The 23,125-nt window shown below is 71.9% G+C and carries 19 protein-coding genes and 1 pseudogene; 9 read left to right on the top strand and 11 right to left on the bottom strand.

All coding sequences use genetic code 11. The features are described from left to right. Positions 1-32: 32 nt before the first annotated feature. Positions 33-680 (bottom strand): TetR family transcriptional regulator, encoded by a 648-nt coding sequence (locus AC5WRL_RS08880; RefSeq protein WP_496087810.1) that lies wholly within the window; start codon positions 678-680, stop codon positions 33-35. Between the two features lie 214 nt (positions 681-894). On the opposite strand from AC5WRL_RS08880, the gene AC5WRL_RS08885 reads away from it, so the two are divergent. Both AC5WRL_RS08885 and AC5WRL_RS08890 read left to right on the top strand, forming a co-directional pair. Then, on the top strand, positions 895-3,189 hold the full coding sequence (locus AC5WRL_RS08885; protein ID WP_496088003.1) for a serine/threonine-protein kinase: 2,295 nt from the start codon (positions 895-897) through the stop codon (positions 3,187-3,189). A gap of 99 nt (positions 3,190-3,288) precedes the next feature. Beyond that, a complete protein-coding gene (locus AC5WRL_RS08890; RefSeq protein ID WP_496087811.1) occupies positions 3,289-3,738 on the top strand; it encodes a hypothetical protein in 450 nt (149 codons plus the stop codon). A 68-nt stretch (positions 3,739-3,806) separates the two neighbouring features. On the opposite strand, the gene AC5WRL_RS08895 is transcribed toward AC5WRL_RS08890, so the two are convergent. After that, positions 3,807-4,526, bottom strand: coding sequence for a hypothetical protein (locus AC5WRL_RS08895; RefSeq protein ID WP_496087812.1), 720 nt, complete (start codon positions 4,524-4,526; stop codon positions 3,807-3,809). Positions 4,527-4,784: 258 nt separating this feature from the next. On the opposite strand from AC5WRL_RS08895, the gene AC5WRL_RS08900 reads away from it, so the two are divergent. From AC5WRL_RS08900 to AC5WRL_RS08910, 3 genes are read left to right on the top strand one after another with little or no spacing between them, the layout of a single operon-like run. Beyond that, a complete protein-coding gene (locus AC5WRL_RS08900; RefSeq protein WP_496087813.1) occupies positions 4,785-5,612 on the top strand; it encodes a helix-turn-helix domain-containing protein in 828 nt (275 codons plus the stop codon). Continuing rightward, positions 5,605-5,832 (top strand): DUF397 domain-containing protein, encoded by a 228-nt coding sequence (locus tag AC5WRL_RS08905; protein ID WP_496087814.1) that lies wholly within the window; start codon positions 5,605-5,607, stop codon positions 5,830-5,832. The genes AC5WRL_RS08900 and AC5WRL_RS08905 overlap by 8 nt, the downstream gene beginning before the upstream one ends. A gap of 35 nt (positions 5,833-5,867) precedes the next feature. Then, positions 5,868-7,502: a hypothetical protein gene (locus tag AC5WRL_RS08910; RefSeq protein WP_496087815.1), complete on the top strand. Its 1,635-nt coding sequence runs from the start codon at positions 5,868-5,870 to the stop codon at positions 7,500-7,502. Positions 7,503-7,796: 294 nt separating this feature from the next. Here the strand turns inward: AC5WRL_RS08910 and AC5WRL_RS08915 are convergent, their stop codons facing one another. From AC5WRL_RS08915 to afsR, 3 genes and pseudogenes are all read right to left on the bottom strand, one after another. Then, positions 7,797-8,075 carry a hypothetical protein gene (locus tag AC5WRL_RS08915; protein ID WP_496087816.1) on the bottom strand — a complete coding sequence of 93 codons (279 nt, stop codon included), beginning with the start codon at positions 8,073-8,075 and terminating at the stop codon, positions 7,797-7,799. A gap of 167 nt (positions 8,076-8,242) precedes the next feature. After that, positions 8,243-8,422, bottom strand: coding sequence for a hypothetical protein (locus AC5WRL_RS08920; RefSeq protein ID WP_496087817.1), 180 nt, complete (start codon positions 8,420-8,422; stop codon positions 8,243-8,245). A 172-nt stretch (positions 8,423-8,594) separates the two neighbouring features. Further along, positions 8,595-11,546 (bottom strand): annotated as a pseudogene (gene afsR / locus AC5WRL_RS08925) (SARP-family global regulator AfsR); the annotation flags it as partial. A 148-nt stretch (positions 11,547-11,694) separates the two neighbouring features. Here afsR and AC5WRL_RS08930 point away from each other — a divergent pair. After that, positions 11,695-14,307 (top strand): bifunctional FO biosynthesis protein CofGH, encoded by a 2,613-nt coding sequence (locus AC5WRL_RS08930; protein WP_496087818.1) that lies wholly within the window; start codon positions 11,695-11,697, stop codon positions 14,305-14,307. A 14-nt stretch (positions 14,308-14,321) separates the two neighbouring features. Then, complete coding sequence (locus AC5WRL_RS08935; RefSeq protein ID WP_496087819.1) at positions 14,322-15,428, top strand: ADP-ribosylglycohydrolase family protein; 1,107 nt, start codon at positions 14,322-14,324, stop codon at positions 15,426-15,428. A 79-nt stretch (positions 15,429-15,507) separates the two neighbouring features. On the opposite strand, the gene AC5WRL_RS08940 is transcribed toward AC5WRL_RS08935, so the two are convergent. The 3 genes from AC5WRL_RS08940 to AC5WRL_RS08950 all read right to left on the bottom strand — a co-directional run bounded on the left by AC5WRL_RS08940 (position 15,508) and on the right by AC5WRL_RS08950 (position 17,734). Beyond that, a complete protein-coding gene (locus AC5WRL_RS08940) occupies positions 15,508-15,717 on the bottom strand; it encodes a DUF397 domain-containing protein (protein WP_496087820.1) in 210 nt (69 codons plus the stop codon). A gap of 213 nt (positions 15,718-15,930) precedes the next feature. Continuing rightward, entirely contained in the window at positions 15,931-16,803 is an 873-nt protein-coding gene (locus AC5WRL_RS08945) for a helix-turn-helix domain-containing protein (protein ID WP_496087821.1), read from the bottom strand. A gap of 157 nt (positions 16,804-16,960) precedes the next feature. Further along, positions 16,961-17,734, bottom strand: a complete 774-nt coding sequence (locus tag AC5WRL_RS08950; protein ID WP_496087822.1) for a GOLPH3/VPS74 family protein — start codon at positions 17,732-17,734, stop codon at positions 16,961-16,963. A 1,464-nt stretch (positions 17,735-19,198) separates the two neighbouring features. Here AC5WRL_RS08950 and AC5WRL_RS08955 point away from each other — a divergent pair. After that, a complete protein-coding gene (locus AC5WRL_RS08955; RefSeq protein ID WP_496087823.1) occupies positions 19,199-20,551 on the top strand; it encodes a D-alanyl-D-alanine carboxypeptidase in 1,353 nt (450 codons plus the stop codon). 81 nt (positions 20,552-20,632) lie between these two features. After that, complete coding sequence (locus tag AC5WRL_RS08960) at positions 20,633-20,809, top strand: hypothetical protein (protein WP_496087824.1); 177 nt, start codon at positions 20,633-20,635, stop codon at positions 20,807-20,809. 47 nt (positions 20,810-20,856) lie between these two features. Here the strand turns inward: AC5WRL_RS08960 and AC5WRL_RS08965 are convergent, their stop codons facing one another. The 3 genes from AC5WRL_RS08965 to AC5WRL_RS08975 form a co-directional block, all read right to left on the bottom strand. Continuing rightward, a complete protein-coding gene (locus tag AC5WRL_RS08965; protein WP_496088004.1) occupies positions 20,857-21,717 on the bottom strand; it encodes a phosphotransferase in 861 nt (286 codons plus the stop codon). Beyond that, positions 21,714-22,424 carry an HNH endonuclease family protein gene (locus AC5WRL_RS08970; protein WP_496087825.1) on the bottom strand — a complete coding sequence of 237 codons (711 nt, stop codon included), beginning with the start codon at positions 22,422-22,424 and terminating at the stop codon, positions 21,714-21,716. The genes AC5WRL_RS08965 and AC5WRL_RS08970 overlap by 4 nt, the downstream gene beginning before the upstream one ends. 137 nt (positions 22,425-22,561) lie before the next feature. Beyond that, positions 22,562-23,104, bottom strand: a complete 543-nt coding sequence (locus AC5WRL_RS08975; protein WP_496088005.1) for a type 1 glutamine amidotransferase domain-containing protein — start codon at positions 23,102-23,104, stop codon at positions 22,562-22,564. Positions 23,105-23,125 lie beyond the last annotated feature (21 nt).

A 23,125-nucleotide genomic window follows, 5' to 3' on the forward strand; every position in this document is an offset into this window, starting at 1 on the left:
ACGCCCCCCGCCGCTCAGCCGGATCGGGCGGGTCAGGCAGCCGGCTTCTTGCCGGTGACACCCAGATGCACCAACTGCGCCAGCGCCGGCTTGAGATCGGTCTGCTTGGCGCCCAGCGACTGAAGGCTCTTGGGCTGCGCCGACACCGTCGCCAGCATGGCGACCAGCGAACCCGCCAACGCGGCCGAGGAGATCGCCGCGCTGCCCCGGCCCTTGGCCTGAAGACCGTCGATCGACTCGGCCAGCGGCTTGACGATCGCGCCCTGGATCCGGGTCCTGATACGGACGAAACGGCGATCGCCCTCCGCCGCGCCCAGATCGATCACCCGCAGGATCGCGTCGTGCCGGCGCCAGAAGGCCAGGAAGCCGTCCACCAGTTCCTCCGCGGTCTGCCGGCCCGCCTTCCCGGTCCAGGACCGGCCCACTACCAGCTCCGACAGCGCCGCCGAATCGCGGAGCGTGACCTCGGCGATCTCCAGTACGGCCGCCTCGACGTCCGGAAAGTACTGGTAGAACGTCGCCGGCGAGGTGCCGGCCTTGCGGGCCACATCGATGACCTTGACGTCGCGGTACGGGGAAGTGGCCAGCATCTTGCCCAGGCAGTCCAGCAGCTTCTGCCGAGTGGCCTGCCCGCGGCGGCCCGCCACCCGGCCGTCCACAGTCGTTACATGTCCTGTCATGCCGTCAGCTTATCGACGTATCCGAAGGGCGCGATCCGGCCGCGTCCGAACGGGTATCGGGGTGGTAGTGGGGCAAACGCGGCCCCGGGTTCGCCACTGTCAGTGGCGCGGGGAAGAATCGACTCGAAGGTCCACCGGTGGTGTGGAGCAATGAGATGCTGCTCGGGGGGCGGCACGAACGAACGAGCGTCCTGACGGGGAGGTGTCCAGCACGATGGTGCAGCAGCTGACGCAGCACGATCCACGGCGGATCGGGCCGTTCGAGGTGCTGGGGCGGCTCGGATCCGGCGGCATGGGGCTCGTCTACCTGGCCCGCTCGGCGTCCGGGCGGCGGGTGGCGATCAAGACCGTACGCACCGAGCTTGCCGAGGATCAGCTGTTCCGGGTGCGCTTCACCCGCGAGGTCGAGGCGGCCCGCGCCGTGTCCGGCTTCTACACCGCCGCCGTCGTCGACGCCGACCCGCGGGCCGCCGTGCCGTGGCTGGCCACCGCCTACGTACCCGCTCCGTCCCTGGAAGAGATCGTCAATGAGTGCGGGCCGCTGCCGCCGCAGGCCGTGCGCTGGCTGGCGGCCGGTATCGCCGAGGCGCTCCAGTCGATCCACGGCGCCGGCCTGGTACATCGCGATCTGAAACCTTCCAATGTGCTGGTCGTCGAGGACGGCCCCCGGGTGATCGACTTCGGGATCGCCTCCGGCGTCTCCAACACCCGGCTGACCCTCACCAACGTCGCCGTCGGCACCCCCGCGTACATGTCGCCCGAGCAGGCCCGGGACTCACGCGGGGTGACCGGGGCCTCCGATGTGTTCTCGCTCGCCTCCACCCTGGTGTTCGCGGCCACCGGGCACGCCCCGTACCACGGCGCGAACCCGGTGGAGACGGTGTTCATGCTGCTGCGCGAAGGCCCCGACCTGACCGGGCTCCCCGACGAGCTGCGGCCACTCATCGACTCCCTGATGACCCAGAAGCCCGAGGAACGGCCCACCCCCGCCGACCTCCAGGCACAGCTGGCGCCGCACCTGTTCGCGTCGTCCGACGACGACAGCGGCTCCGCGTCCGCGTGGCTGCCGGCCGGGGCGGTCGCGCTGATCGAGGAACGCCGGCACCGCGGGCGCGGCACGCCCCCGCCACCCGGGCCGCCCGCACCACGGCCGGCCGCCACGCCCCCGCCGCCGCTGCCACCTCCGCCTCCGCCTCCGGCGCGGGAAGAACCCCAGATCCAGGTCCAGGTGAGGGAACCGGTCAGGGAACCGGTCAAGGAACAGGCCACGGTCCGGCTGGCCGGCTCCCAGCTCCCGATCGGCCCGGGCCCCAGACCGGTCCCGGCACCCGCACCCGCACCCGCCCCGGCCCCCGCACCGACGCCGGCCCCGGTGGCGGTGACGGTGCCGCCGGACTGGCGCCCCTGGCGCTTCCGGATGACGAACGACCTGTGGGGCACCCCCCTGGTCCGTGACGGCCTGCTGTACGTCACCTCCTTCGAGGTGCACGCGCTGGACGTGGCCAGCGGACGCAGACAGTTCAAGACCCGCGAGGTCGCCTGGTCGATGGCGGTCACCGGCGGCCGGGTGCTCGCCTCGGACGGCCCGAGCCTGTACGCGCTGGACGCCACCGACGGCTCCGACCGCTGGCGGGTGCCCACCGAGGGCTGGATCTACGGCCTGCGCGCCGACCGTGGCACCGTGCTCACCGCGACCCGGGGCGGCGGCGTCCAGGTGTGGGAGGCGGGCACCGGCGAGCAGCTGTGGGAGCTGTCCGGGGCGCACACCGACTTCGAGACCCGCGAAACCGCCCCCGTCATCCACGGCGGCGCGGTCTACGCCTGGGGCGAGGGCCAGCTGTACGTCCTGGAGGCGCGCACCGGCAGCGAGCTGTGGCGCTACCCGGTGGGCGACGCCACCGCCACCGGCGGCGTGCCGGTACGGATATGTCCCACCGACGACGGGGTGGTGTACGTGGCGGCCGGCTCCCGCGTGCTGGCCCTGGACGCGGCGACCGGCGCGGAACGCTGGCGCTTCGACACCCCGGCGGCCATCCTCGCGCCCCCGGCGTACGAACCGCCGTCCTCGCGGGCGGCCGGCATCTACTTCACGGACTACCTGGGCACCGTCTACGCCCTGGACCTGGCCACCGGCGACGACCGCTGGCGGATCGCGACCGAGGCGCGACAGTCCACGGAGGCGGTGGTGGTCGCCGACGGCCTGGTGCATCTGGGCAGCGGCACCGCCATGTACACCCTGGACGCGGTGAGCGGCACCCCGCGCTGGCGCTTCGCGGCGGGCGACTCGATCGTGGGCAGCCCGGTGGTGAGCGAGGGCCGGGTGCACTTCGGCTCCGAGGACCACTGCCTGTACACCCTGGACGCGAGCAGCGGACGCCTCAGCTGGAAACTGGAGACCGGCGGCGCCATCACCGGCAGCCCGGCGGTCTCGGGCGGTGTGGTGTTCGCGTGCAGCAAGGACCACTGCGTGTACGCGCTGGATGCGGCGCGGGGGACACGGCAGGGCTGAGCAGAGAACCGCACAAGCGGCACAAAACCGGAAAGAAAAGCAGGAAGAACCATGCGGATACGGGGAACAGCGCGACGAGCGGCGGCGGCAGCTGCAGCGGTGGCGGCACTTGTGCTGCTGAGCGGCTGCGGCAGCGATGACGCGTCGAAGCAGCAGGACCAGCAGGACGAGGGCGCGCAGGACCAGAACACCGAGGACGAGTCAGCCGGCGAGGACCAGAGCGCCGAGGACCGGATCGCGGAGGACGAGGCCCGCTCGATCAAGGGGGACGGCCTGGACGGTGTGTGGGAGGCCATCAACGATGCCAACGACATCGAAACCCTCACCATCACCGGCGACACGCTGGAAACCACCGGCCCGCTGAGCTGCCCCGGCACGGTAACGGGCGCGGACACCCCCGAGCCGGTCATCGAACTCGCCTGCACCACCGACAACCCCGACCGCGAACGCGGCACCCTGGAACTCAACGATGAGGGCAACCGCCTGTTCATCAACTGGGAAGGCCAGGCATGGGGCGGCATGATCGACAGCCTGATCCGGGTGGGTTGACCGGCGCGGTGGGTTGACCACCGGTCAACCCACCACGCCCAGCCATCCCCAGCCGCGACCGCGACCGCTCACGCCGCGTCCCGCCCCCGGCCGCCTTCACCCTCGCCGCCCTCGCGGCCTTCGCCGTCACTGCCGCCCTTGCCCTCTTCGGAAGGCCGCGTCCGCCCGGGCGGGGGAGCGGCGTTGCGGTCGGGGGCGTCGCCCGCCGCCCAGGGGCCCTCGACGACCTCGCCGTGGGACCGTTCCGGCCCCTGCGCCGGCCCCTCCTCCGGCTTCGGTTCCGGCGCTGCGGCCGGCTCCGGCTCCGCCTCGCGCCGCTGTCCGCGGCGGGGTTTGGCGTGGCGCCCGTGCATGGCTGAGGTGGAGGCGCCGCCCGTCATGGCGGCTGCTGAAAGGAGCAGCAGGACGCCGCCGATCAAGGTGCTCGCCCAGCCCCACCCCAGGCCGCCGCCGCCGAAGGTCAGGCTGTGGGCGACCTGGTACTGCCGCACCATCCACAGGATGGTGAAGCCCAGTACCAACACGGCGGCGAGCAGCGCCAGCCACCCCGACCGCAGCAGAATCGCCAGCGCGGTGATGATCGCGGCCACCAGCATCACCAGGAAGAGGCCGTTGAACAGCGCGGCCTTGTCCCCCGTGATTCCGGTCGTCGTGAACAACTGGGTGATCCGGAACGACCGGCCGGTTCGGGTGCCGTACCAGTGCTGAAAAACCCCGAGCAGTGCGCCTGCCGCCCCGAGAACGGCCAGTACGGCCGCGAATGCGTTGCGTACCAGTTCTCGACCCATTTATCGACCATAAGCCGAATGTGGAATTGCTGCACCTTGGCAATCGAACACAGGTAAATGAGAACGCCGCGCCTCTTTGCGTCCTGTCATGCGTTTGAGAATCGGTCAAGATTTCGGCGGGTCGTACCTCCCGGGGGAGTTCTTGCTGGACATGGCCATCCTGCGGTAGTCATGGTGTCACCGCAATGGCCGAGTGGGGTGCGGTCGTCACCAACTCCGTTTTGGTGACACCGGGTTCCTGAACGGAGGTTCGTTCGAATGGAGTTGCACAACGACGACGACAGGGCCGCGCTGCAAGTGCGGCTGGGGAAGCGGGTGCGGAGCCTGCGGGAGCGGCGAGAGTTGTCGCTCCGCGCGCTCGCGGACCAGGTGGGATATCCGCATTCCTACATCGCCCGGGTCGAGCAGGGACAGCAGTTGCCTTCCGACGCACTGGTAGGCGCGTTGGACACATTCTTCGGCACGGAGGGAACCCTGTCGGACCTGTATGGCCTTGCCCGGGAGTCGCTCATCGCCAAATACAGTCGGGAGTTGGTGAAGAAGGAGCCGCACGCGCTGCGGATTCAGGTGTTCACCAGCTGCGTCATTCCGGGGCTACTGCAAACCGAGGCCTACGCGCATGAACTCTTCCGGATCGGTAACGCCGGGCTCTCCGAGGCCGACCTGGCGCAGCGGGTGGAGGTCCGCATGCGACGGAAGGAAATCTTCGGTCGAGAGAACCCACCCTTCTACTGGGCGATTGTGGACGAAGCCGCCATAAGGCGACCAATGGGTAGCAAGGCGACGATGGCGGAGGAGTTGCGCCATGTGCTGGAGGCCGCTGCACACTCGCACATCACGGTTCAGGTGCTTCCTTTTGCGCAGGGAGGTCATTCCTTGCTGGGAGGAGGTCTGACCTTGATGACGATGAAGAACGGCGCCACGATGGCTCTTGTGGAGAGCTTCAAGTCCGGTGAGCCGGTGACAGACGCGAGTAAGATCGCTGAACTCCAGCAACTGTTTGACGTGGCGCGGTCCATGGCCTTGCCGGAGGACGACTCCCTGTCCCTTGTCCGCCGCTACCTGAAAGAGTACGAAGATGACTGAGAAGCGGGACCTGTCGGGCGAGCTGTCGTGGCGCAAGTCGTCCTACAGCGGTTCGGACAACGCCGATTGTGTCGAGGTCGCCGATGGCCTCCCCGAGCTGGTGCCGTTCCGGGACTCCAAGTCCGCCGCCGGGCCCGTGATCGTCGTTCCGGCCGCCGCCTGGGCCGGGTTCGTCCGGGCCGTCAAGCGGAGTGACCTTGGGGCGTTCGACCTCGGCTGATCCTTGTGGTGGTCCACCGGCTAGGGTCAGCGGCCATGGTGACCATCCCGACCGTAGCCGTACGGTCCACGCCCACCGTGCTCACGCTGCTCACCGCTGTGGTTTCCCTGGTCACCCTGCAACTGCTGCGGCTGGCCGGGACCGTTATCGGTACCTCCATATCCGATCTGCCCTTCCTCCTGCCGGCCGTCATGGCCGCCGCCCTGGCCGGGCCGTTGGTGTGGTGGCTGGGGGCGCGGTACGCGTTGCCGGTCGCGCTGGGGGTGCTCGCCGTGCTGTGGGCGGTGCTGATGGTGGAGCCGCTGCGGGTCGGGCCGGTCGTCGGCGCGGCGCTCGCCGTCGCGCTGGCCTCGCTGGTGCTGGTGGTGCGCCGGCTGCCGGCCGTCGTCGAGGACGGTGCCGGGCGGGCGGCGCGGGCGGTGGCGCTCGCCGTGGCCGCCGATGTGACGCTGCGGTTGTTCGGTGATCTGTGGGATCCGCTGCTGCACGGCGGCCTGCTCGGTGGCTCCCTCGCGGTGCTCCTGACCGTTCTGCTCGCCGCCGGTGCCTGGGCGGCGGCCCTCGGCACCCCGCCACCCATCACCGGCGGCGGCATCCAGGTGGCGCTGCTCGGCCCGGCGCTGGGCCTGTACGCGGTGCTGGGTTCCCCGGCGTTCCTCGCCGTCTGGGCCGGGATTTCGGTGACGCTGGCCGGGGTGTGGATCACTCTCGGCACGGCGATCGGGGTCGCGGCGCTGTCCGTACCGCTGCCGCGCGGGGTGCTGATCGCGCTGCCGCTCGCCGTGACGTTCGCCCTGCTGCCGTCGCCGCTGGCGGCCCCGGCGGTGCTGTTGGCGCTCGCCGTGCTGCCGCAGGCGCTGCGCCGGGCGCTGACCACCTGGGGGCGTACGGCGGCCACGGGGTACGGCGCGCCGGTCGATCTGGCGCTGGCCGGGGCGGGTTGCGGGGTGGGTGCCGCGCTGGTGCTGGTGCCCAGCCCGTGGCTGGTGGTGGCCGGCGCGCTGGCGCTGGGCTGGGTGGCGTGGGAGTCCGTACAGCCGGCCCGGTTGCTGCGGCCGTTCGGGCCGGTGGTGGCGGCGAGCGTGTTGCTGGCGGTGCCGCCGCTGGCGGAGGCGGCGCGGCCGGCGGCCGATCCGCTGCCGGTGGACACGGCGGGCGGCATGTACCGGGTGCTCAACTGGGACGTGGCCGGGGTGCCGCCGGGCGAGGTGCTGGCGGGGATCCAGGGGTCGGGGGCGCATGTGGTCGTCCTGCACGGTGTGCCGCGCGGCACCGTCGCCTCCGGCGGCCTCGATCTTCCCGCGTGGCTGGAGCGGCGGCTGTCGGCCGAGGCGGTGTGGGCGGCGGACGGACCGGATGGTGCCGGCCGCCAGTCGGGCACCCTGGTCCTCACCAGCCTGCCGGTGAGCGAGCGTGGTGCCGGCCCGGCCTACGCCGTGCTGACGGTGACCCTGACCGATGGCGAGGTGTCGCGGGTCGGTGCCGGTACGGGGATGGGCGCGCTGCTGCGGGAGGAGGCGGAGGTGCTGGCGCTGCCGCCTGCCGGGGTCGCCTCGCCGGAGGAGTACGGCTTCCATCCGGCCGGTGAGGCCCGGATCTTCGGCCGCGAGCTGCTGGAGTTCGGCCCGGCGGAGACCAGCCCGCCGGCCGCCACCGTCTACGTGCCGTAGCAATAGCAGAACGGCATAGCAGAACGGCATAGCAGAACGGCCCGGATGGCGCCCCCTCCACGCCACCCGGGCCGATCGGACCCCGATCCGTTCAGCGCCTCCCCCGCGGTCGCTGAACGGATCTGATCCCCCCTGGGAGACCGGTCACGCACCCCTGTGTGACCGGACACGATGAGCATGACAGCCCGCCATAAACAACCGCTAAACGCGAAGGGGGCGGACCCTCCCGGGTCCGCCCCCACCGTTCAGCGGCTCAGCCGGCCGGCCGTTCAGCCGGCCGGCCGACCGATCCGCTTACCAGTCCCAGCCACCCTGGACGTCGGAGATGTGGCTGTCCTCAAGCGGCCGTATGTCGGAGACGTGGCTGTCCTCCAGCGGCTTCACCGTGACGTTGTCGTCCTCCAGCGGCTTCACGGTGACGTGGCCGTCCTCGGCGGGAGCGTCGACCACGAGGCCGGCACCGGTCGGGATGTTCGTCATGTGCGTGTCGGCGGCCAGCGCCTGAGCCGCGGTCCCTCCGACGACCGCGGCGGCGATGGCGAGAGTCGAAAGGACCTTTTTCGTGCGCGTCATACGTATCTCCTGATATCGAGAGTGAAGGAATCCCCCGTCAGAACCCCACCCACGGCTTCCGATGCCGAGGACAGGGCGGTAATGGGTAGGTGCCCGGCTTCGCACAGCAAGAACCGGCTGTGCGAGCGAAGAGCTGACACAGCCGGTCCCTGGGTCTGGTGCTGTCGCTACTTGACGGGCTCCGAGGTGACGTTGCTGTCCTCCAGCACCGTGGGCTCCGAGGTGACGTTGCTGTCCTCCTGCGGCTTCACCTTGCCACCCTTGGGCTCCGAGGTGACGTTGCTGTCCTCCCCGACGGTGAGCTCCCCCGTAACGCGGTTGTCATCCAGAGACTTGACGTCGGTCATGTTGAACTCCCCTATTCGTGCTCTAGAGAGCAGGCCACCGCCATCCCCCCTGCGGTATGCGCGGCCTGCCCGGCACCCCCCGTATTCGGCTGCCGAGACAGAAGATGTCAGCCGGCGATAAATGTTCGCTGAACGCCCGGACGGTGCTGTTGATGCGGCCGTTTCGTCTGATTCAGACGCCGACGGCTGCCAGACGGTTGCGGACATCCTCCGCTTCGGGACTTCCCGACTCCTCGAAGAACTTGAGGGCCTGCTCCCAGCAAGCCCGGGCCCGGTCGGAGTGTCCGATGGCATCGAGCGCCCGGCCGAGCACCGTCAGCACCAAGCCCCGGCGCCAGTCGCCGCCGATGTCCCGCAACTGGGTCAGGGCGTCCTCGGCCTTCACCGCGGCCTCACCGGCTTCATCGGTCTCCAGCAGCGCCTCGGCCTGCCGCAGCAGGGTCATCCCGACCCACATCGGCTGCCGGTGGTTTTCGAAGATACCCAGGGCCGTGGCGAGTTCACGCAATGCCTCCTGGTGCGCGCCACCCCGGCTCAGTGCGACCCCGAGGGCGTAATGTCCGTTGCCGAGTCGCAGGACGGAGCCCATTCTCCGGTGGATCGAGAGCGCCTGGCGGGCCACCTGGACGGCTGCGTCCAAACGTCCCAGGTTGCCCAGGACCCGGGACAGGTTGCTGAGGGTGTTGGCTTCCCCCGCATGGTTACCCTCCTCCCGGTAGGCCGCCAACGACTCGTTGAGGTAGGTCTCGGCCGCCTCGTCGTTGCCTTGGTAGATCGCGATGATGCCCCGCTCGCTGAGCGCGTGGGTCTGTACCATCAAGTCCTGGGCCGCGACGCCCAGCAGCATGGCGTGCTGGGCGTGTTCATCGGCCAGCTCGAAGCGGCCGGAGAGGCTGTAGGCCAGCGTCAGTGCGAAATGGGCCCGGCCCTGGGCGTGCGGATCCTCGCGCAGTCGGGCTTCCCCCAGCACTGCCTCGCAGGCCAGCATGAACTGCCGTGCGTATGCCCCCGATTCGGCGAGCCCCCGGGCCACCAGCAGCAGATCGGCGGCCGTCCGTACCTTCCGGGACATGGCGACCGCCTGGGCGGCGCTCAGCAGGCCGCCCGCCTCGGCGAACAGCCAGTCCTGGGCCTGCTCGTCGCTGTCGAAGTCCACCGGAGGCTGGTACGTGGTCTCCAGGTGTTCCACCAGCCGGCCGCCGGGGCGCTTCAGGGCGAAGACCTTGGCGCTCGTGGCCAGGTAGAAGTCCAGCAGCCGGGCCAGCGCCGCCTCCCGTTCCGCCGGGGGCTGTTCGTCGCGTTCGGCGCAGGCCCGGGCGAACAGCCGTACCAGGTCGTGGAAGCGGTAGCGGCCGGGGGCCGCCGACTCCAGCAGGGAGGTGTCCACCAGGGACTCCAGCAGGTCCTCGGTGGTGTGCGCCTCCCGGTCCAGGAGGGAGGCCGCCGCCGTCACCGAGATGTCCGGGCCCTCGACCAGGCCCAGCAGCCGGAACGCCCGCGCCTGCTCCGCGTCCAGCTGCCCGTATCCCAGCTCGAAGGTGGCCGCCACCGCCTGGTCGCCGGCCTGGAGTTCGTCCAGCCGGCGCCGTTCGTCGCTGAGCTTGCGGGCCAGTACCGACACCGTCCAGGTGCGCCGGGACGCCAGCCGGGCCGCCGCGATCCGGATCGCCAGCGGCAGGAAGCCGCACGCCGCGACCACGTCCATCGCCGCGTCCCGCTCGGCATTGACCCGTTCGCGCCCCACGATGCGGGCGAACAGCGTCAGGGCCTCCTCGGGGCTCATCACATCCAGGTCCACCAGGTGGGCGCCGGCCAGGTCCACCATCCGGATCCGGCTGGTCACCAGCGCCGCGCAGCCCGGCGTGCCCGGCAGCAGCGGACGCACCTGGGCCGCGTCGCGCGCGTTGTCCAGCAGGGCCAGCACCCGCCGCCCGTCCAGCAGCGACCGGAAGAGGCCGGAGCGCTCCGCGATCCCGTCCGGGATCGCCGCGTCGGCCACGCCCAGCGCGCGCAGAAACGCCCCGAGTACCGCCTCCGGGTCGCTGGGGGAGGGCCCGGCGCCCTGGAGATCGACGTACAGCTGGCCGTCCGGGAACTGCTCGCGCGCCTCGTGCGCCACCTGCACCGCCAGCGTCGTCTTGCCGACGCCCCCGATCCCGGCGACCGCCGAGACGGCCATCACCCGCCCGCCGGAGGCGGCCAGTTGCCGCCCCAGCTCGGCGACGAACGCCGCCCGCCCCGTGAAGTCGGGTACGGCGGCGGGGAGTTGGGCCGGCCGTACCAGTGCCGGCACGGCCGCCGGGGCGTCCGTCGGGTGCGCCAGTGTGGCGTCGGCGTTCAGGATCCGCTGCTGCAACTCCGACAGCTCGTGGCGCGGTTCGACCCCGAGTTCGTCGATGAGGATGCGGCGCGCGTCCGCGTACACGGCGAGCGCCTCCGCCTGCCGGCCGCTGCGGTACAGCGCCAGCATCAGCAGCTCGCGCAGCCGTTCCCGCAGCGGATGCACCGTGGTCAGCGCGGTCAGCTCCGACACCGACTCGGCGTGCAGCCCGGCCTGGAGCGCCACATCGAGGCGGTTCTCCAGCAGCGCCGCCTGCTCCTCGGCCAGCCGTGCCCGGTGCAGTTCGGCGTCCGGGCCCGGCACCCCGGCCAGCGGCTCGCCGTCCCACAGCGCCAGCGCCGACCCGTACAGCTCCAGCGCCTTGTCGAGGTCGCCGGCCGAGGCCGCCGCGTCCGCCCGCCCGACCAGCCGCCGCATCCGGTCCAGGTCCAGCTCGTCGTGCGGGCCGAGCCGCAGCGCGTACCCGCCGAGTTCGCTGATCCAGACGTCCTCCGCCCGCGCGCCCAGCGACTTGCGCATCCGCGAGGCGTACGTGCGCAGCGCCGCGACCGCCTGCTGCGGGGCCTGTTCTCCCCATATCGCGTCCACCAGCTGCTGCGCCGTGGCGGTACTTCCGCCGCGCAGCAGCAGCGCGGCCAGCAGGGCGCGCTGCTGGGGGCTTCCGGTGGGCAGTTCGGTCTCGCCGTCCCTGGCCCGTACCGGGCCGAGTACGGCGAACCGCAAGGCGGCATTGCGCACCGGGATCCCCTTGCCTTCGGCCATGAGTGTCCTCTGCTTCTCGACCGCTTCTGAAACGCTGCTGGGGCGAACGTTGCCGAACGTTGGAGTCTATCGGTCTGAACTCTCCCCGAGAAAGAGTGGGTTAGACATCGTGTCACCGCACAGTGACATTCCCGGCCGCGCGCTCCCGTCCCGCTCGTATGCTCGGAGAATGACGACAAGCGCGCAGGGACCAACACAGAACGCCATGCGGCGCGCGCTGCGCCGGGCCGGCGACGGGGTGGCGCTGGACGCGGCCGAGGCGGAGGTGCTGCTCCAAGCCCGTGGCGATGACCTCGAACGACTGGCGGTGGCGGCGGGCCGGGTACGGGACGCCGGCCTGGAGGCCGCCGGCCGCCCCGGGGTCATCACCTACTCCAAGAAGGTCTTCATTCCGCTCACCCGGCTGTGCCGGGACCGCTGCCACTACTGCACCTTCGTCACCGTGCCCGGCAAGCTGCGCCGCGCGGGCCACGGCATGTTCCTGTCTCCCGACGAGGTGCTGGACATCGCCCGCCAGGGGGCGGCCCTCGGCTGCAAGGAGGCGTTGTTCACGCTCGGCGACCGCCCCGAGGACCGCTGGCCGGAGGCCCGGGAGTGGCTGGAGGCCGAGGGGTACGACGACACGCTCGCCTATGTCCGCGCGATGGCGATCCGGGTCCTGGAGGAGACCGGGCTGCTGCCGCATCTCAACCCGGGCGTGCTGACCTGGACCGACTTCCAGCGGCTGAAGCCGGTCGCCCCGTCCATGGGCATGATGCTGGAGACCACCGCGACCCGGCTGTGGTCCGAGCCGGGCGGCCCGCACCACGGCTCGCCCGACAAGGAGCCGGCGGTACGGCTGCGTGTCCTGGAGGACGCCGGCCGCTCCAACGTCCCGTTCACCACCGGGATCCTGATCGGCATCGGCGAGACGTACGCGGAGCGCGCGGACGCGCTGTTCGCGCTGCGCCGCACCGCCCGCGCGTACGGCGGCATCCAGGAAGTCATCGTGCAGAACTTCCGGGCCAAGCCGGACACGGCGATGCGCGCCACCCCGGACGCCGAGGTGGCGGAGCTGGCCGCCACCATCGCCACGGCCCGGCTGCTGCTGGGCCCCGCCGCCCGCATCCAGGCGCCGCCGAACCTCGTCGACGAGCAGTACGCCCTGCTCATCCGGGCCGGCATCGACGACTGGGGCGGCGTCTCGCCGCTCACCCCCGACCACGTCAACCCCGAGCGCCCCTGGCCGGTGATCGACGCGCTGGCCGCCCGTACCGCCGCCGCCGGGTTCGAGCTGCGCGAGCGGCTGACCATCTATCCGGAGTTCATCCGGCGCGGCGAGCCCTGGCTGGACCCGCGGGTGCTGCCGCACGTACGGGCGCTCGCCGACCCGGACACCGGCCTGGCCCGCCCGGACGCCGCCCCGCGCGGGCTGCCCTGGCAGGAGCCGGACGAGCCGCTGACCGCCTCCGGCCGCACCGCCCTGCACCGCGAAGTCGATACGGAGGGCCGTACCGGGGATCGCCGCACCGACTTCGACGAGGTGTACGGGGACTGGTCCGCGCTGCGCGAGGCCGCCGCGCCCGGCATGGTGCCCGAGCGGATCGAGGCGGACGTACGGGAGGCCCTGTCGGTGGCGGCCGGCGACCCGACGCGGCTGACCGACGCCCAGGCGCTCGCCCTGCTGCACGCGGACGGGCCGGCGCTGGACGCCCTGTGCCGTACCGCCGACGATCTGCGGCGCGATGTCGTCGGCGACGAGGTCACGTACATCGTCACCCGCAACATCAACTTCACCAATATCTGCTACACCGGCTGCCGGTTCTGCGCCTTCGCGCAGCGCCGCACCGACGCCGACGCGTACACCCTCTCCCTCGACCAGGTCGCCGAGCGCGCCGCGCAGGCGTGGGAGGTGGGCGCGGTGGAGGTGTGCATGCAGGGCGGCATCCACCCCGATCTGCCCGGCGACGCCTACTTCGACATCGTGCGCGCCGTGAAGGAGAAGGTGCCCGGCATCCATGTGCACGCGTTCTCGCCGATGGAGGTCATCAACGGGGCCTCGCGCACCGGGCTGTCCATCCGCGAGTGGCTGACGGCGGCCAAGGAGGCGGGCCTGGACTCGATCCCGGGCACGGCGGCGGAGATCCTGGACGACGAGGTGCGCTGGATCCTCACCAAGGGCAAGCTGCCCGCCGACACCTGGGTGGAGGTGATCTCCACCGCCCACGAGGTGGGGCTGCGGTCCTCCTCCACCATGATGTACGGGCATGTGGACAGCCCCCGGCACTGGCTGGGCCACTTCCGCACGCTGGCCGGCATCCAGCGCGCCAACCAGGAGAAGGGTGTCGCGGGTTTCACGGAGTTCGTGACGCTTCCCTTCATCCACACCAACGCCCCCGTCTATCTGGCCGGCATCGCCCGCCCGGGCCCCACCGCCCGCGACAACCGGGCGGTGACGGCGATGGCCCGGCTGCTCCTTCACCCCTACATCACCAATATCCAGACCAGCTGGGTGAAACTTGGGGCCGAGGGCGCCGCCGAGATGCTGCGATCGGGCGCCAATGACCTCGGAGGCACACTCATGGAGGAGACCATCTCCCGGATGGCCGGCTCGGCGTACGGCTCGTACCGCTCGGTGGCCGACCTGCGGGCGATCGCCGAGGCGGCCGGGCGGCCGTCGAAGCTGCGGACCACGCTGTACGGGGCGGTCGGCGCCGAGCGTACGGCGGCGGCGCACGCGGCCGACGGGAAGCTGCCGGCGCTGCTGCCGGTGGTCGGAACCGCCAGCGGCGGTGGCCGGTGACGGCGCCGGGGCCGGTGGCCGGCGCGATATGGGGGCGCGCGGAGCAGCAGGAGTTCCGCTCCCGCGTGCGCGGCTGCCTGCTGGGCGGCGCGATCGGGGACGCGCTGGGCGCGGGCGTGGAGTTCGACTCGCTGGAGGCGATCCGCGAGACGTACGGTCCGCAGGGGGTGCGCGACTACGTGCAGGCGTACGGGCGGCGCGGCGCGATCACCGACGACACGCAGATGACGCTGTTCACGGTGGACGGGCTGATCCGCGCCCATGTGCGGCGGGACACCGGCGCCTGGCATCCGCCGACCGATGTGCACGCCGCGTACCGCCGCTGGTACCGCACCCAGCACGAGTGGGGGCCGGACGAGCGGCGGGCGGGCGACGGCTGGCTGGCCCGGCAGGAGTGGCTGTACGCGCAGCGGGCGCCGGGCAACGCCTGTCTGAGCGGGCTGGCGGACGACGTGATGGGCACCGTCGAGAAGCCCAAGAACGTCGGCTCGAAGGGCTGCGGCACGGTGATGCGGTCGGCGCCGTTCGGGCTGCTGGTGGGCTGGGAGCCGCAGCTGGTGTTCCAGCTGGGCGTGGAGTGCGCGGCGCAGACGCACGGGCATCCCACGGGGCGGCTGGCGGCGGGGGCGTTCGCGGCGATCACGCACGGGCTGGTGCGCGGCGACGGGCTGGACGCGGCCGTACAGAAGGCGCTGGTGCAGCTGAGCAGCTGGCCGGACCACGAGGAGACCACGGACGCTCTCAAGCGGGCGCTGGGCGCCGTGCGGCAGGGGCTGCCGTCCCCGGAGCGGGTGGCGTCGCTGGGGGAGGGGTGGGTGGCCGAGGAGGCGCTGGCGATCGGGGTGTACTGCGCGCTGGTCGCGGAGGACATGGAGCACGGGCTGCTGCTCGCGGTCAATCACGGCGGTGACTCGGACTCCACGGGGTCGGTGTGCGGCAATCTGCTGGGCGCGCTGCACGGTGAGACGGCGCTGCCGCCGGGCTGGCTGGTGGAGTTGGAGGGGCGGGCGGTGATCGCCGAGCTGGCGGACGACTTCGCGCTGGAGATGACGCAGGGGCCGGCGCTGCACGGCCCGGGGGAGTCGGCGGCGGCGTGGCTGGAGCGGTACCCGCGCGGCTGAGCGGGGCGGAGTGCGTACGGGTACGGGTGCCCTCCCGGCGTGGTGGGAGAGAACGGGCGGGCACCCGTACGCGTACGGCTCAGCGCGGCTGCAAGCCGGTCTGGCCCACCGCGCCGACGAACGTGGTCCAGGGCGCCGTGCCGAATCCGAGCCGCGGCCCGGCCGGGACTTTGGAGTCCCGGACGGTGAGCAGAGCGGGTGTCTCGGACCTCACCTCGATACAGGCGCCATTTCCGCCCGAATATGAGGACTTCGTCCAGGTGGGGGTGGTGCCCTGCTTCACTGCCATGGCTGCTCCGGCTCTCTCTCCCGGTGGGGGTGGGGGCGCCGCTGGAGATCATTCGGCGGCGCGTCGGAGCGACCGTACTCGTCCGGCCGGACACCTGACGGAGAACTTCACCCGACCGAATGATGAGCGCGTAATTCTCTTTACTGAAAAGGAATCTGACCCTACAATCTGCGACTTTCGAGGCCGGGGTGGGCCGGGGTGTGATGTGACGGCCTACGACGCCTGCTTGGTGAACTCCGCCAGCAGCCCCTCCAGGAACTCCCTGGTCTGCTCCGGACTGAGCGCCTGCGCCCGCAAATGCTCGTACATCACACTGTAATGCTGCACATCGTGCGGCTTCTCCAGATACAGATCGTTGGTGACGCCCTCCAGATACACCACCGTGGAATCCGAATTCTCCGGAAACTCCATGATCGTGTACTGGCCGTTCACCCCCGGATGCGCACCCGCCGAGAACGGCATCACCTGCAAGGTCACGTGCGGCAGCCGCGAACAGTCCAGCAACTGCTCCACCTGCCCGCGCATCGTCTCCACACCACCCACCGTGCGCCGGAGCGCGCCCTCGTCCACCACCGCCCACAGCCGCAGCGGCACCCGGTCCTCATGAATCCGGTGCTGGCGCCGCAACCGCACCTGGACGCGGCTGTCCACCTCTTCGAGCGCCACCTCGGGCAGCGCCCCGGCGATCACCGCCGCCGCGTAATCGTGCGTCTGGAGCAGCCCAGGCACGATCTGCGGCTCGTACACGCGCAGCGAGGACGCGTCCATCTCCAGCCCGATGTACACGCTGTAGGTGGGCGACAGTTCGGCGAACGCGTGCCACCAGCCCTGAAGCCGCGACTCCCGGGCCATCTGCATGAGGGACTCGATCAGCTTCTTGTCATCGACGTCATAGACGCCGCACAGGTCGCGCACATCGCGCTGGCTTATGCTGCGGCGACCGTTCTCCAGGCGGCTGATCTTCGACTGCGACACCAGCAGCCGGTCGGCGACCTCCTCGGCCGTCATGCCCTTGTCCTCGCGGAGCCGCCGCAGTTCCTGACCGAGCCTGCGCCGCCGGACAGTGGGATTGACATTACCCGCCACAGACGATGCACCTCCGTAACGTAGATCAATATGACTGGTGCTCAGCAGCCTGCCATCTACGGAGGTATGCCCGCTGGAAAACACCGGCATGGGGTACGGCCGGGGTGCGGATCGGCACCCCGGCCGCACCCCATGCCGGATGCGGCTCCCGGTTGGTCTAGTGGGAGAGCGAACGCGAACGTACGCGCACCCCGGCCCCGGCGGTGGCAGCGGCGGCGGGCGCAGGGCCGACGGTGGCGGGGGTCCGCTCCGTCGCCGTCTGCTGTTGCTGCTGCTGTTGTTGCTGACGCCGGGCGGCGGCCTGGCCGGCCACCCCGTTCTGCACATCCATGACCGCGTGCGCCACCAGCCCGCCCATCGGGTCGTGCCGGATCAGATCCCGCAACCGGGAGCGGGATGACCGCCCCTCGTTCCCGGGATACAGATGCTTCCCAAGACCCACGGCATGCGCGAGCGCCGCGAGCGCGGCGGTACGGGCATCCGGTGGGGTCCCGGTGCGGATGGCGGTGTCCAGCCGCGCCCGGATCTGCCGGCTGACGGCGGTGTCCGTCGCCTGATACCGGGTGGTGGGCAGCACGCCGCACATCTGGTTCTCGACCGCGTGCACCATGCCGCAGCGTTCGAGATGGGTGAGATACGTCTGGCGCAGCCCCAGCCGGGGCCCGCCGATCCAGTTGACCGCCCGTACGGGGCTGCCACGGCGGCGCAGCAACTCCAGGGCGGAGTCCAAAGTGGGATCTCCAGTCGGCCGTGGCAGCACCACGGCTATGCGGTCCCCGTCCGGGGCTATCCGTCCTGCCAGCGCCAGCTCCACTAGCTGGGCTCCGGCCAGACCGAGGTCGAGTGACTGCGGCTGTGCGGTGGTACCCGTGGCCGGGTCCAGAGCGAGCAGCAGCAGCTCCTCCGGAATGGTCCTACGACTCCTGCTCATCCATGCCTCCCCGCGTGGATGAAAGACAGGGTGACGCCTCTCACATGACTCTGTCGAGAGTGCGTGGTTGATTTGTGATGGAACCCGTAGATATGTCGGGGCCGTCAAAGGGGGAGGAGGGCGGATTTCCGCCACCGCGGGAGTGGTCAGCCACGGTGCACAGCACCCGGCAGACTGTTAGGCAGCGGCGAACGTATGAAGATCAGGTTGCTAGGAGGCACGGTGGCGGGCGAGTCCCCGGACATCGCGGAGCGGGATCGGGATCAGCAGCGGTCAGGGGAAAGGACGTCCGGCCCCCCGGAAACAGTTCCCGCAACCCCGTCGGCCCCGTCTACCCCGTCGACCCCGTCTACCCAGCCGGCCCCGGCCCGGTCGCACGGCGCACCCGAGGGCGAGGGCGAGGGCAAGGGCGCGGCATCGGCCGGGCGGTCGGCCGCCGGTGGGGACGCGGCCGGTGGGGACGCGGCCGGGGCGGAGCGGAGCGGCGGCGAGAGCGCCGCCAAGAGCGCCGGCAGCGACGGAACGGTGGCGCCCTCCACGGCGCCGACCGCTGCCCGGGACCCCCGCGCGGAGCCGTCCCAGGGCCCCGGCCCGGTCCCGGCGAAGCCGAGCGGCCGGCCGGCCGCCGAAGGGTCCGCCACCTCGGCCACGGAAGACGGCGCCGGAGCGAGCATCCCGGCACGGCCGGACCGGGCAGCCGCTGGGCCGTCCGATGGCGCGGGGACGGTTCCGGCCCGCTCGGACGCGGCACCGGCCGGGCGGTCCGCCGCCGGTGGCGACTCCGGGGAGACCGCTGGTGCCGACGGGACGATGGTGCTCTCCACGGCGACGGCCGCGGGGTCGTCCGACGGCGCCGGTTCCGATGAGGCGAAGCCGCGGGCCGCCGCGGCTGCCGACCCGGACCCGGCACCCGCGGGGAACACCCCCGCGAAGCCGGCCGGCGCCCCCGGGGCCTCGACCGACAGCCCGGCCCGGCCGATCGCGCCACCGGATGGGCCGGCCGGTGCCGGTGCCGTTTCGGCGGGGTCGGACGATGCCTCGGACGCTTCGGGGACGCCCGCCAATGCCGGTACTGCCTCGGCCGGGTCGGACGACGGCCCGGACGCCCCGGCACCCGCGAAGCCGGGGGTTGCTGCCGGTGGGGCGGACGGCGGTGCGTCTGTTGGACCGGACGCGACGATGGTCTTCTCCCCGGCGGCGGCAGCCGCCCGGGACACCTCGTCGCGGCCGGACCCTGCGCCCGGGGGCTCGACCGGCGGCCCGGCCGCCCCAGCCCCGGCGAAGCCGGACGCATCCGGCGCGTCGGGCGCCACAGAGGTCCCCGCCCCGCCGGCGGACCACGACGGCGGACCCACGGCCCCGCCCGCGACGCTCCCGGGGAACACCCCGACGCAGCCGGGCGCGGCGCCCGATGGCGGCGGGTCCATACCGCCGAAGCCGGGCTCCGGCCCGGATGTTCCGCCGATGCCCGGCGGGCCGCCGCCGTTGGCGGACTCCGAGCGGGCGCCGCTCGAACTGCTGGCCGCGCTCACCAACACGCCTCCGCCGCCGCCCACTCCGCTCCGCAACGCCGTGCGGCGGGTCAAGATCTGGACGCCCCTGGTCCTCCTGCTCCTGATCATCCTCGCGGTCGCCCAGTCCGTACGGCCGCTCCCCGACCCCACCCTCCACCTCACCGCCGCCGAGACCTTCACCTTCGGCGGCGACGCCCCCACCGCACCCTGGCCGGAATCCGGCCAGGCGGCCCTCGACGTGGACGGCATCGGCTCGTTCGGCAGCTCCGGCGATCAGGAGCCGGTGCCGATCGCCTCGGTCGCCAAGGTCATGACGGCGTACATCATCATGCGCGACCACCCCATGGACCCCGACCCGGAGTCCACCGGCGCCGAGATCCCCGTCGATCAGCAGGCCGAGGACGACGTGGCCCTCGGCGACTCCGACGACGAGTCGGTGGTCGGCGTCGCCAACGGCGACACCCTCACCCAGCGCGAGGCCATGCAGGCGATCATGATCGCCTCCGCCAACAACGTGGCCCGGCTGCTCGCCCGCTGGGATGCCGGTTCCGAGGCCGACTTCGTCGCCAAGATGAACGAGACCGCCGCCGAACTCGGCATGAAGAACACCACCTACACCGACCCCTCCGGCCTCAACCCGGACACCGTCAGCACCGCCGAGGACCAGGTCATCCTCGGCAAGGCGGCCATGGAGGACCCGGTGTTCCGGCAGATCGTCCGGCTGCCCAGCTACACCGACCGCAACGGTGACCTGCACGGCAACTGGAATCACCTGGTCCCGATGAACGGTGTGGTCGGCATCAAGACCGGCACCACCACCACCGCCCTGGGCAACCTGCTCTTCGCCGCCGAACAGACCGTCGGCGACGAGACCCGCCTGATCGTCGGCGCCGTGCTGCGCCAGCCCGCGCACCCTTCGGACCTGTCCATCCTCACCGGCGCGCTCACCGCCGGCGACGCGCTGATCCGCTTCGCACAGCAGGAGCTGATCGAGGAGACGGTGCTCAGCGCCGGCGATGTCGTCGGGTACGTGGACGACGGTCTCGGCGGCCGTACGCCCGTCATCGTGACCGAGGACGTCAAGGCGGCCGGCTGGCCCGGGCTGAAGCTCAGCCTGAAGCTGAACGGTGCCGGTGACGGCGGCACCGGCGAACCCCTGCCGCACTCCGCCGACGCCGGCACCGAGGTCGGCACCCTCACGGTCGGCGACGGCACCGGCGGCAGCGAGACCACCGTCCCGGTGGCGCTCCAGCACGAGCTGACGGAGCCCGGCTTCACCAGCAAGCTGCTCAGGCTGGGCTGACCCAGCGGGCCTGGTGGCCCCGTACGGCGCGGCACCGCGCGGTACGGGGCCACCGGCCGTTCGGGGCGGTAGCATCGCCCGGTGGCTCGATCACCACAGGACGAGGCGGCGTGGCGGGACCTGGACCCGGCCACCCGGGCGAGGCTGGACTTCCTCGACCCGGAGGATTTCACGGTGGGCCCCACGGCCGAAGCCGCCGAGCGGTGGCAGAAGTTCACCACCATCCTCGACAAGGCCGAGAACTACCGCCCCTCCTGACCGTCCACGAGCCGGTGGTTCGCACCGACTTGCGCACCATCGCCCGCTCAGGGCCGAAGCGCGGCGAACGCCGCCGTCCGCCGCCGGTGGTACGCCCACTCCTCCGCGTCGTGCGTGGCGCCCCGGTCCCGCGCCAGCGTGAAGTAGGCGGCCTCGCGGCGCAGCCGGTGCCGCATCAGCTGAACGAGCGTCACCTCATCGACCAGCCCGGCCGGGCCGCCGGCCGCCGCGTACTGTGCCGCGAACTCCTGCCGCGCCGCGCGGTCCGTGCCGAACTCGTCCGCCCACTCCAGTGCCCCGGCCGCCGCATCGGCCGCCGGCGGGCCGATGTACGCCTCGTCCCAGTCCAGTACGGCCACCAGCCGGCCGTCCCTGGCCAGGGTGTTGCCGCTCCAGTAGTCGCCGTGCAGCGGCTGCGGTCCGGCCCGTGAGGTGTGCGGGAAGTCGGCCGGCCACGCGTCGAGCTCGGGGTCGGCGAGGCCCTCCACCGGTCCCCGCTGGGCGGCGAACGCCGCCGCCGGGCGCGGGGTGGCCGGCCGGTGGTCCGCCGGCGCGCGGTGCGGCCGGGCGAGCAGCCGCGCCGCCTGTGCGGCCATCCCGGGTGCGTCCGGGTCCGGCGGCTCCGCGTCCGTCACCAGCGGCCATACGGATACGGTGCGGCCGTCGACCGTCCGTACGTCCAGTGGGGCGATCGCCTCCGGCACCGCGTGCGGGCCCGTGGCGGCGGCCAGGGCCAGGTCGGCGCACCAGCGGACCAGCTCCGGCGGCTGCCACGGCGGGGCGACGCGTACGGCGAGCGAGTCGCCCACCGCGTACACGGCCGCCTCCTCCCCGCCGTGCGGCCGGCGCACCGGGGCGCCGGCGGCGAGTTCGGCGAGGTAGGGGAGTTCGGGGAGGTCAGGTGTCAGGCAGGGCAGGTGTTGAGCATGGCGCCGAGTTCGTCGTGCTCGTCCTGGGTGACCGTCAGGTCGTACTCGTGCTTGACGCGGGTCCAGGCCAGCCCGTACTCGCACCAGAAGTCCTCCAGCGGCGGCTGCCAGTCCTCGGGCCCCTGGTCACCCTTGGAGCGGTTGGAGGCGGCGCTGACGCCCAGCAGCTGGGGGTGGGTCAGATCGTTGGCGAACGCGGCGCGCCGGTCGTTGTCCCAGGTGTCGGCGCCGGAGCGCCAGGCGTTGGCCAGCGGGACCATGTGGTCGATGTCCACGTCCTTGGCCTCGTTCAGCGTCACCCCGTCGTAGGCGCTGTACCAGGTGCCGGAGGTGGGCTTGCACTTGTCGTCGGTGACGACGTTCTCGCCGTCGCGCAGCAGTACCCGCTGGCGGGCCGTGCAGCCGTCCTGGGAGGACCAGTGCGGGAACTTGTCGCGGTCGTAGCCGGTCATCGGCCGCTGTTCGGCGATGGTCAGCTCACCGAGCTGGGTGCGGGCGTCCTCGGGGGTGGGCAGCCCGGGGAGCGCCGTGACGATGAAGTCGGTGGGCGGCGGGGCGTTGTCGCCCGGGGTTGTCGGGTCGGTCTCGGCCGCCGAGTCCTCGGTGACCTCCTCGACGGCCATGCAGCCGCCGACGGCGATGGCGACCGCGACGGTGACTGCGACTGTGATGTTCCGGCCGCGCATGCTGCCCACCCACCCATGTGTTCGTTGAGTTGCGTACCAGCGACGATCTTATGGGCCGGTACGGACCGTCAACATGGTGGTGAGGATGTCAGCCAGTGGCGCGCGGGCGCACGTGGACCGCGCGTACGGAGGCGGGTTCAGGCCGCGGCGGCGGCGAACTGCGCCAGGAACGCCTCGTCGAACGCCGGCAGGTCGCCCGGTTTGCGGCTGGTGATGAGGGTGTTGGGGCCGTTGCCGTCGATGACGACCGGTTCGTCGACCCAGGTGCCGCCCGCGTTGCGGATGTCGGTCTTGAGGCTGGGCCAGGAGGTGAGGGTGCGTCCGCGCACCGCGTCGGCCTCCACCAGCGTCCAGGGGGCGTGGCAGATGGCGGCGATGGGGCGGCCGGTGGCGAAGAAGCCATTGATGAACGCCAGCGCTCGGCTGTTGAGCCGCAGCGCGTCGGGGTTGGCGACGCCGCCGGGCAGCACGAGGCCGTCGTACGCGTCCACCGAGGCGTCGGAGACGGTTTCGTCGACGGCGAAGGTGTCGGCCGCGTCGAGGTGGTGGCGGGCCTGGATGCGGCCGTGGTGGGTGGACACCAGGCGGGGCTCGCCGCCGGCCGCGAGCAGGGCGTCCCAGGGGTCGGTGAGTTCGATCTGCTCCACGCCTTCTGGCGCCATGAGGAAGGCGACGCGCACGGTGGTCACGTCCTTTCGGCT

It is taken from the genome of Streptomyces sp. NTD107, from assembly GCF_059510435.1.

Bases quoted from the DNA above. Each gene is read 5' to 3' on its own strand.
- AC5WRL_RS08880 (WP_496087810.1), bottom strand. From the start codon at position 680: ATGACAGGACATGTAACGACTGTGGACGGCCGGGTGGCGGGCCGCCGC.
- AC5WRL_RS08885 (WP_496088003.1), top strand. From the start codon at position 895: ATGGTGCAGCAGCTGACGCAGCACGATCCACGGCGGATCGGGCCGTTC.
- AC5WRL_RS08895 (WP_496087812.1), bottom strand. From the start codon at position 4,526: ATGGGTCGAGAACTGGTACGCAACGCATTCGCGGCCGTACTGGCCGTT.
- AC5WRL_RS08900 (WP_496087813.1), top strand. From the start codon at position 4,785: ATGGAGTTGCACAACGACGACGACAGGGCCGCGCTGCAAGTGCGGCTG.
- AC5WRL_RS08905 (WP_496087814.1), top strand. From the start codon at position 5,605: ATGACTGAGAAGCGGGACCTGTCGGGCGAGCTGTCGTGGCGCAAGTCG.
- AC5WRL_RS08910 (WP_496087815.1), top strand. From the start codon at position 5,868: ATGGTGACCATCCCGACCGTAGCCGTACGGTCCACGCCCACCGTGCTC.
- AC5WRL_RS08915 (WP_496087816.1), bottom strand. From the start codon at position 8,075: ATGACGCGCACGAAAAAGGTCCTTTCGACTCTCGCCATCGCCGCCGCG.
- AC5WRL_RS08920 (WP_496087817.1), bottom strand. From the start codon at position 8,422: ATGACCGACGTCAAGTCTCTGGATGACAACCGCGTTACGGGGGAGCTC.
- AC5WRL_RS08930 (WP_496087818.1), top strand. From the start codon at position 11,695: ATGACGACAAGCGCGCAGGGACCAACACAGAACGCCATGCGGCGCGCG.
- AC5WRL_RS08940 (WP_496087820.1), bottom strand. From the start codon at position 15,717: ATGGCAGTGAAGCAGGGCACCACCCCCACCTGGACGAAGTCCTCATAT.
- AC5WRL_RS08950 (WP_496087822.1), bottom strand. From the start codon at position 17,734: ATGAGCAGGAGTCGTAGGACCATTCCGGAGGAGCTGCTGCTGCTCGCT.
- AC5WRL_RS08955 (WP_496087823.1), top strand. From the start codon at position 19,199: ATGCCCGGCGGGCCGCCGCCGTTGGCGGACTCCGAGCGGGCGCCGCTC.
- AC5WRL_RS08970 (WP_496087825.1), bottom strand. From the start codon at position 22,424: ATGCGCGGCCGGAACATCACAGTCGCAGTCACCGTCGCGGTCGCCATC.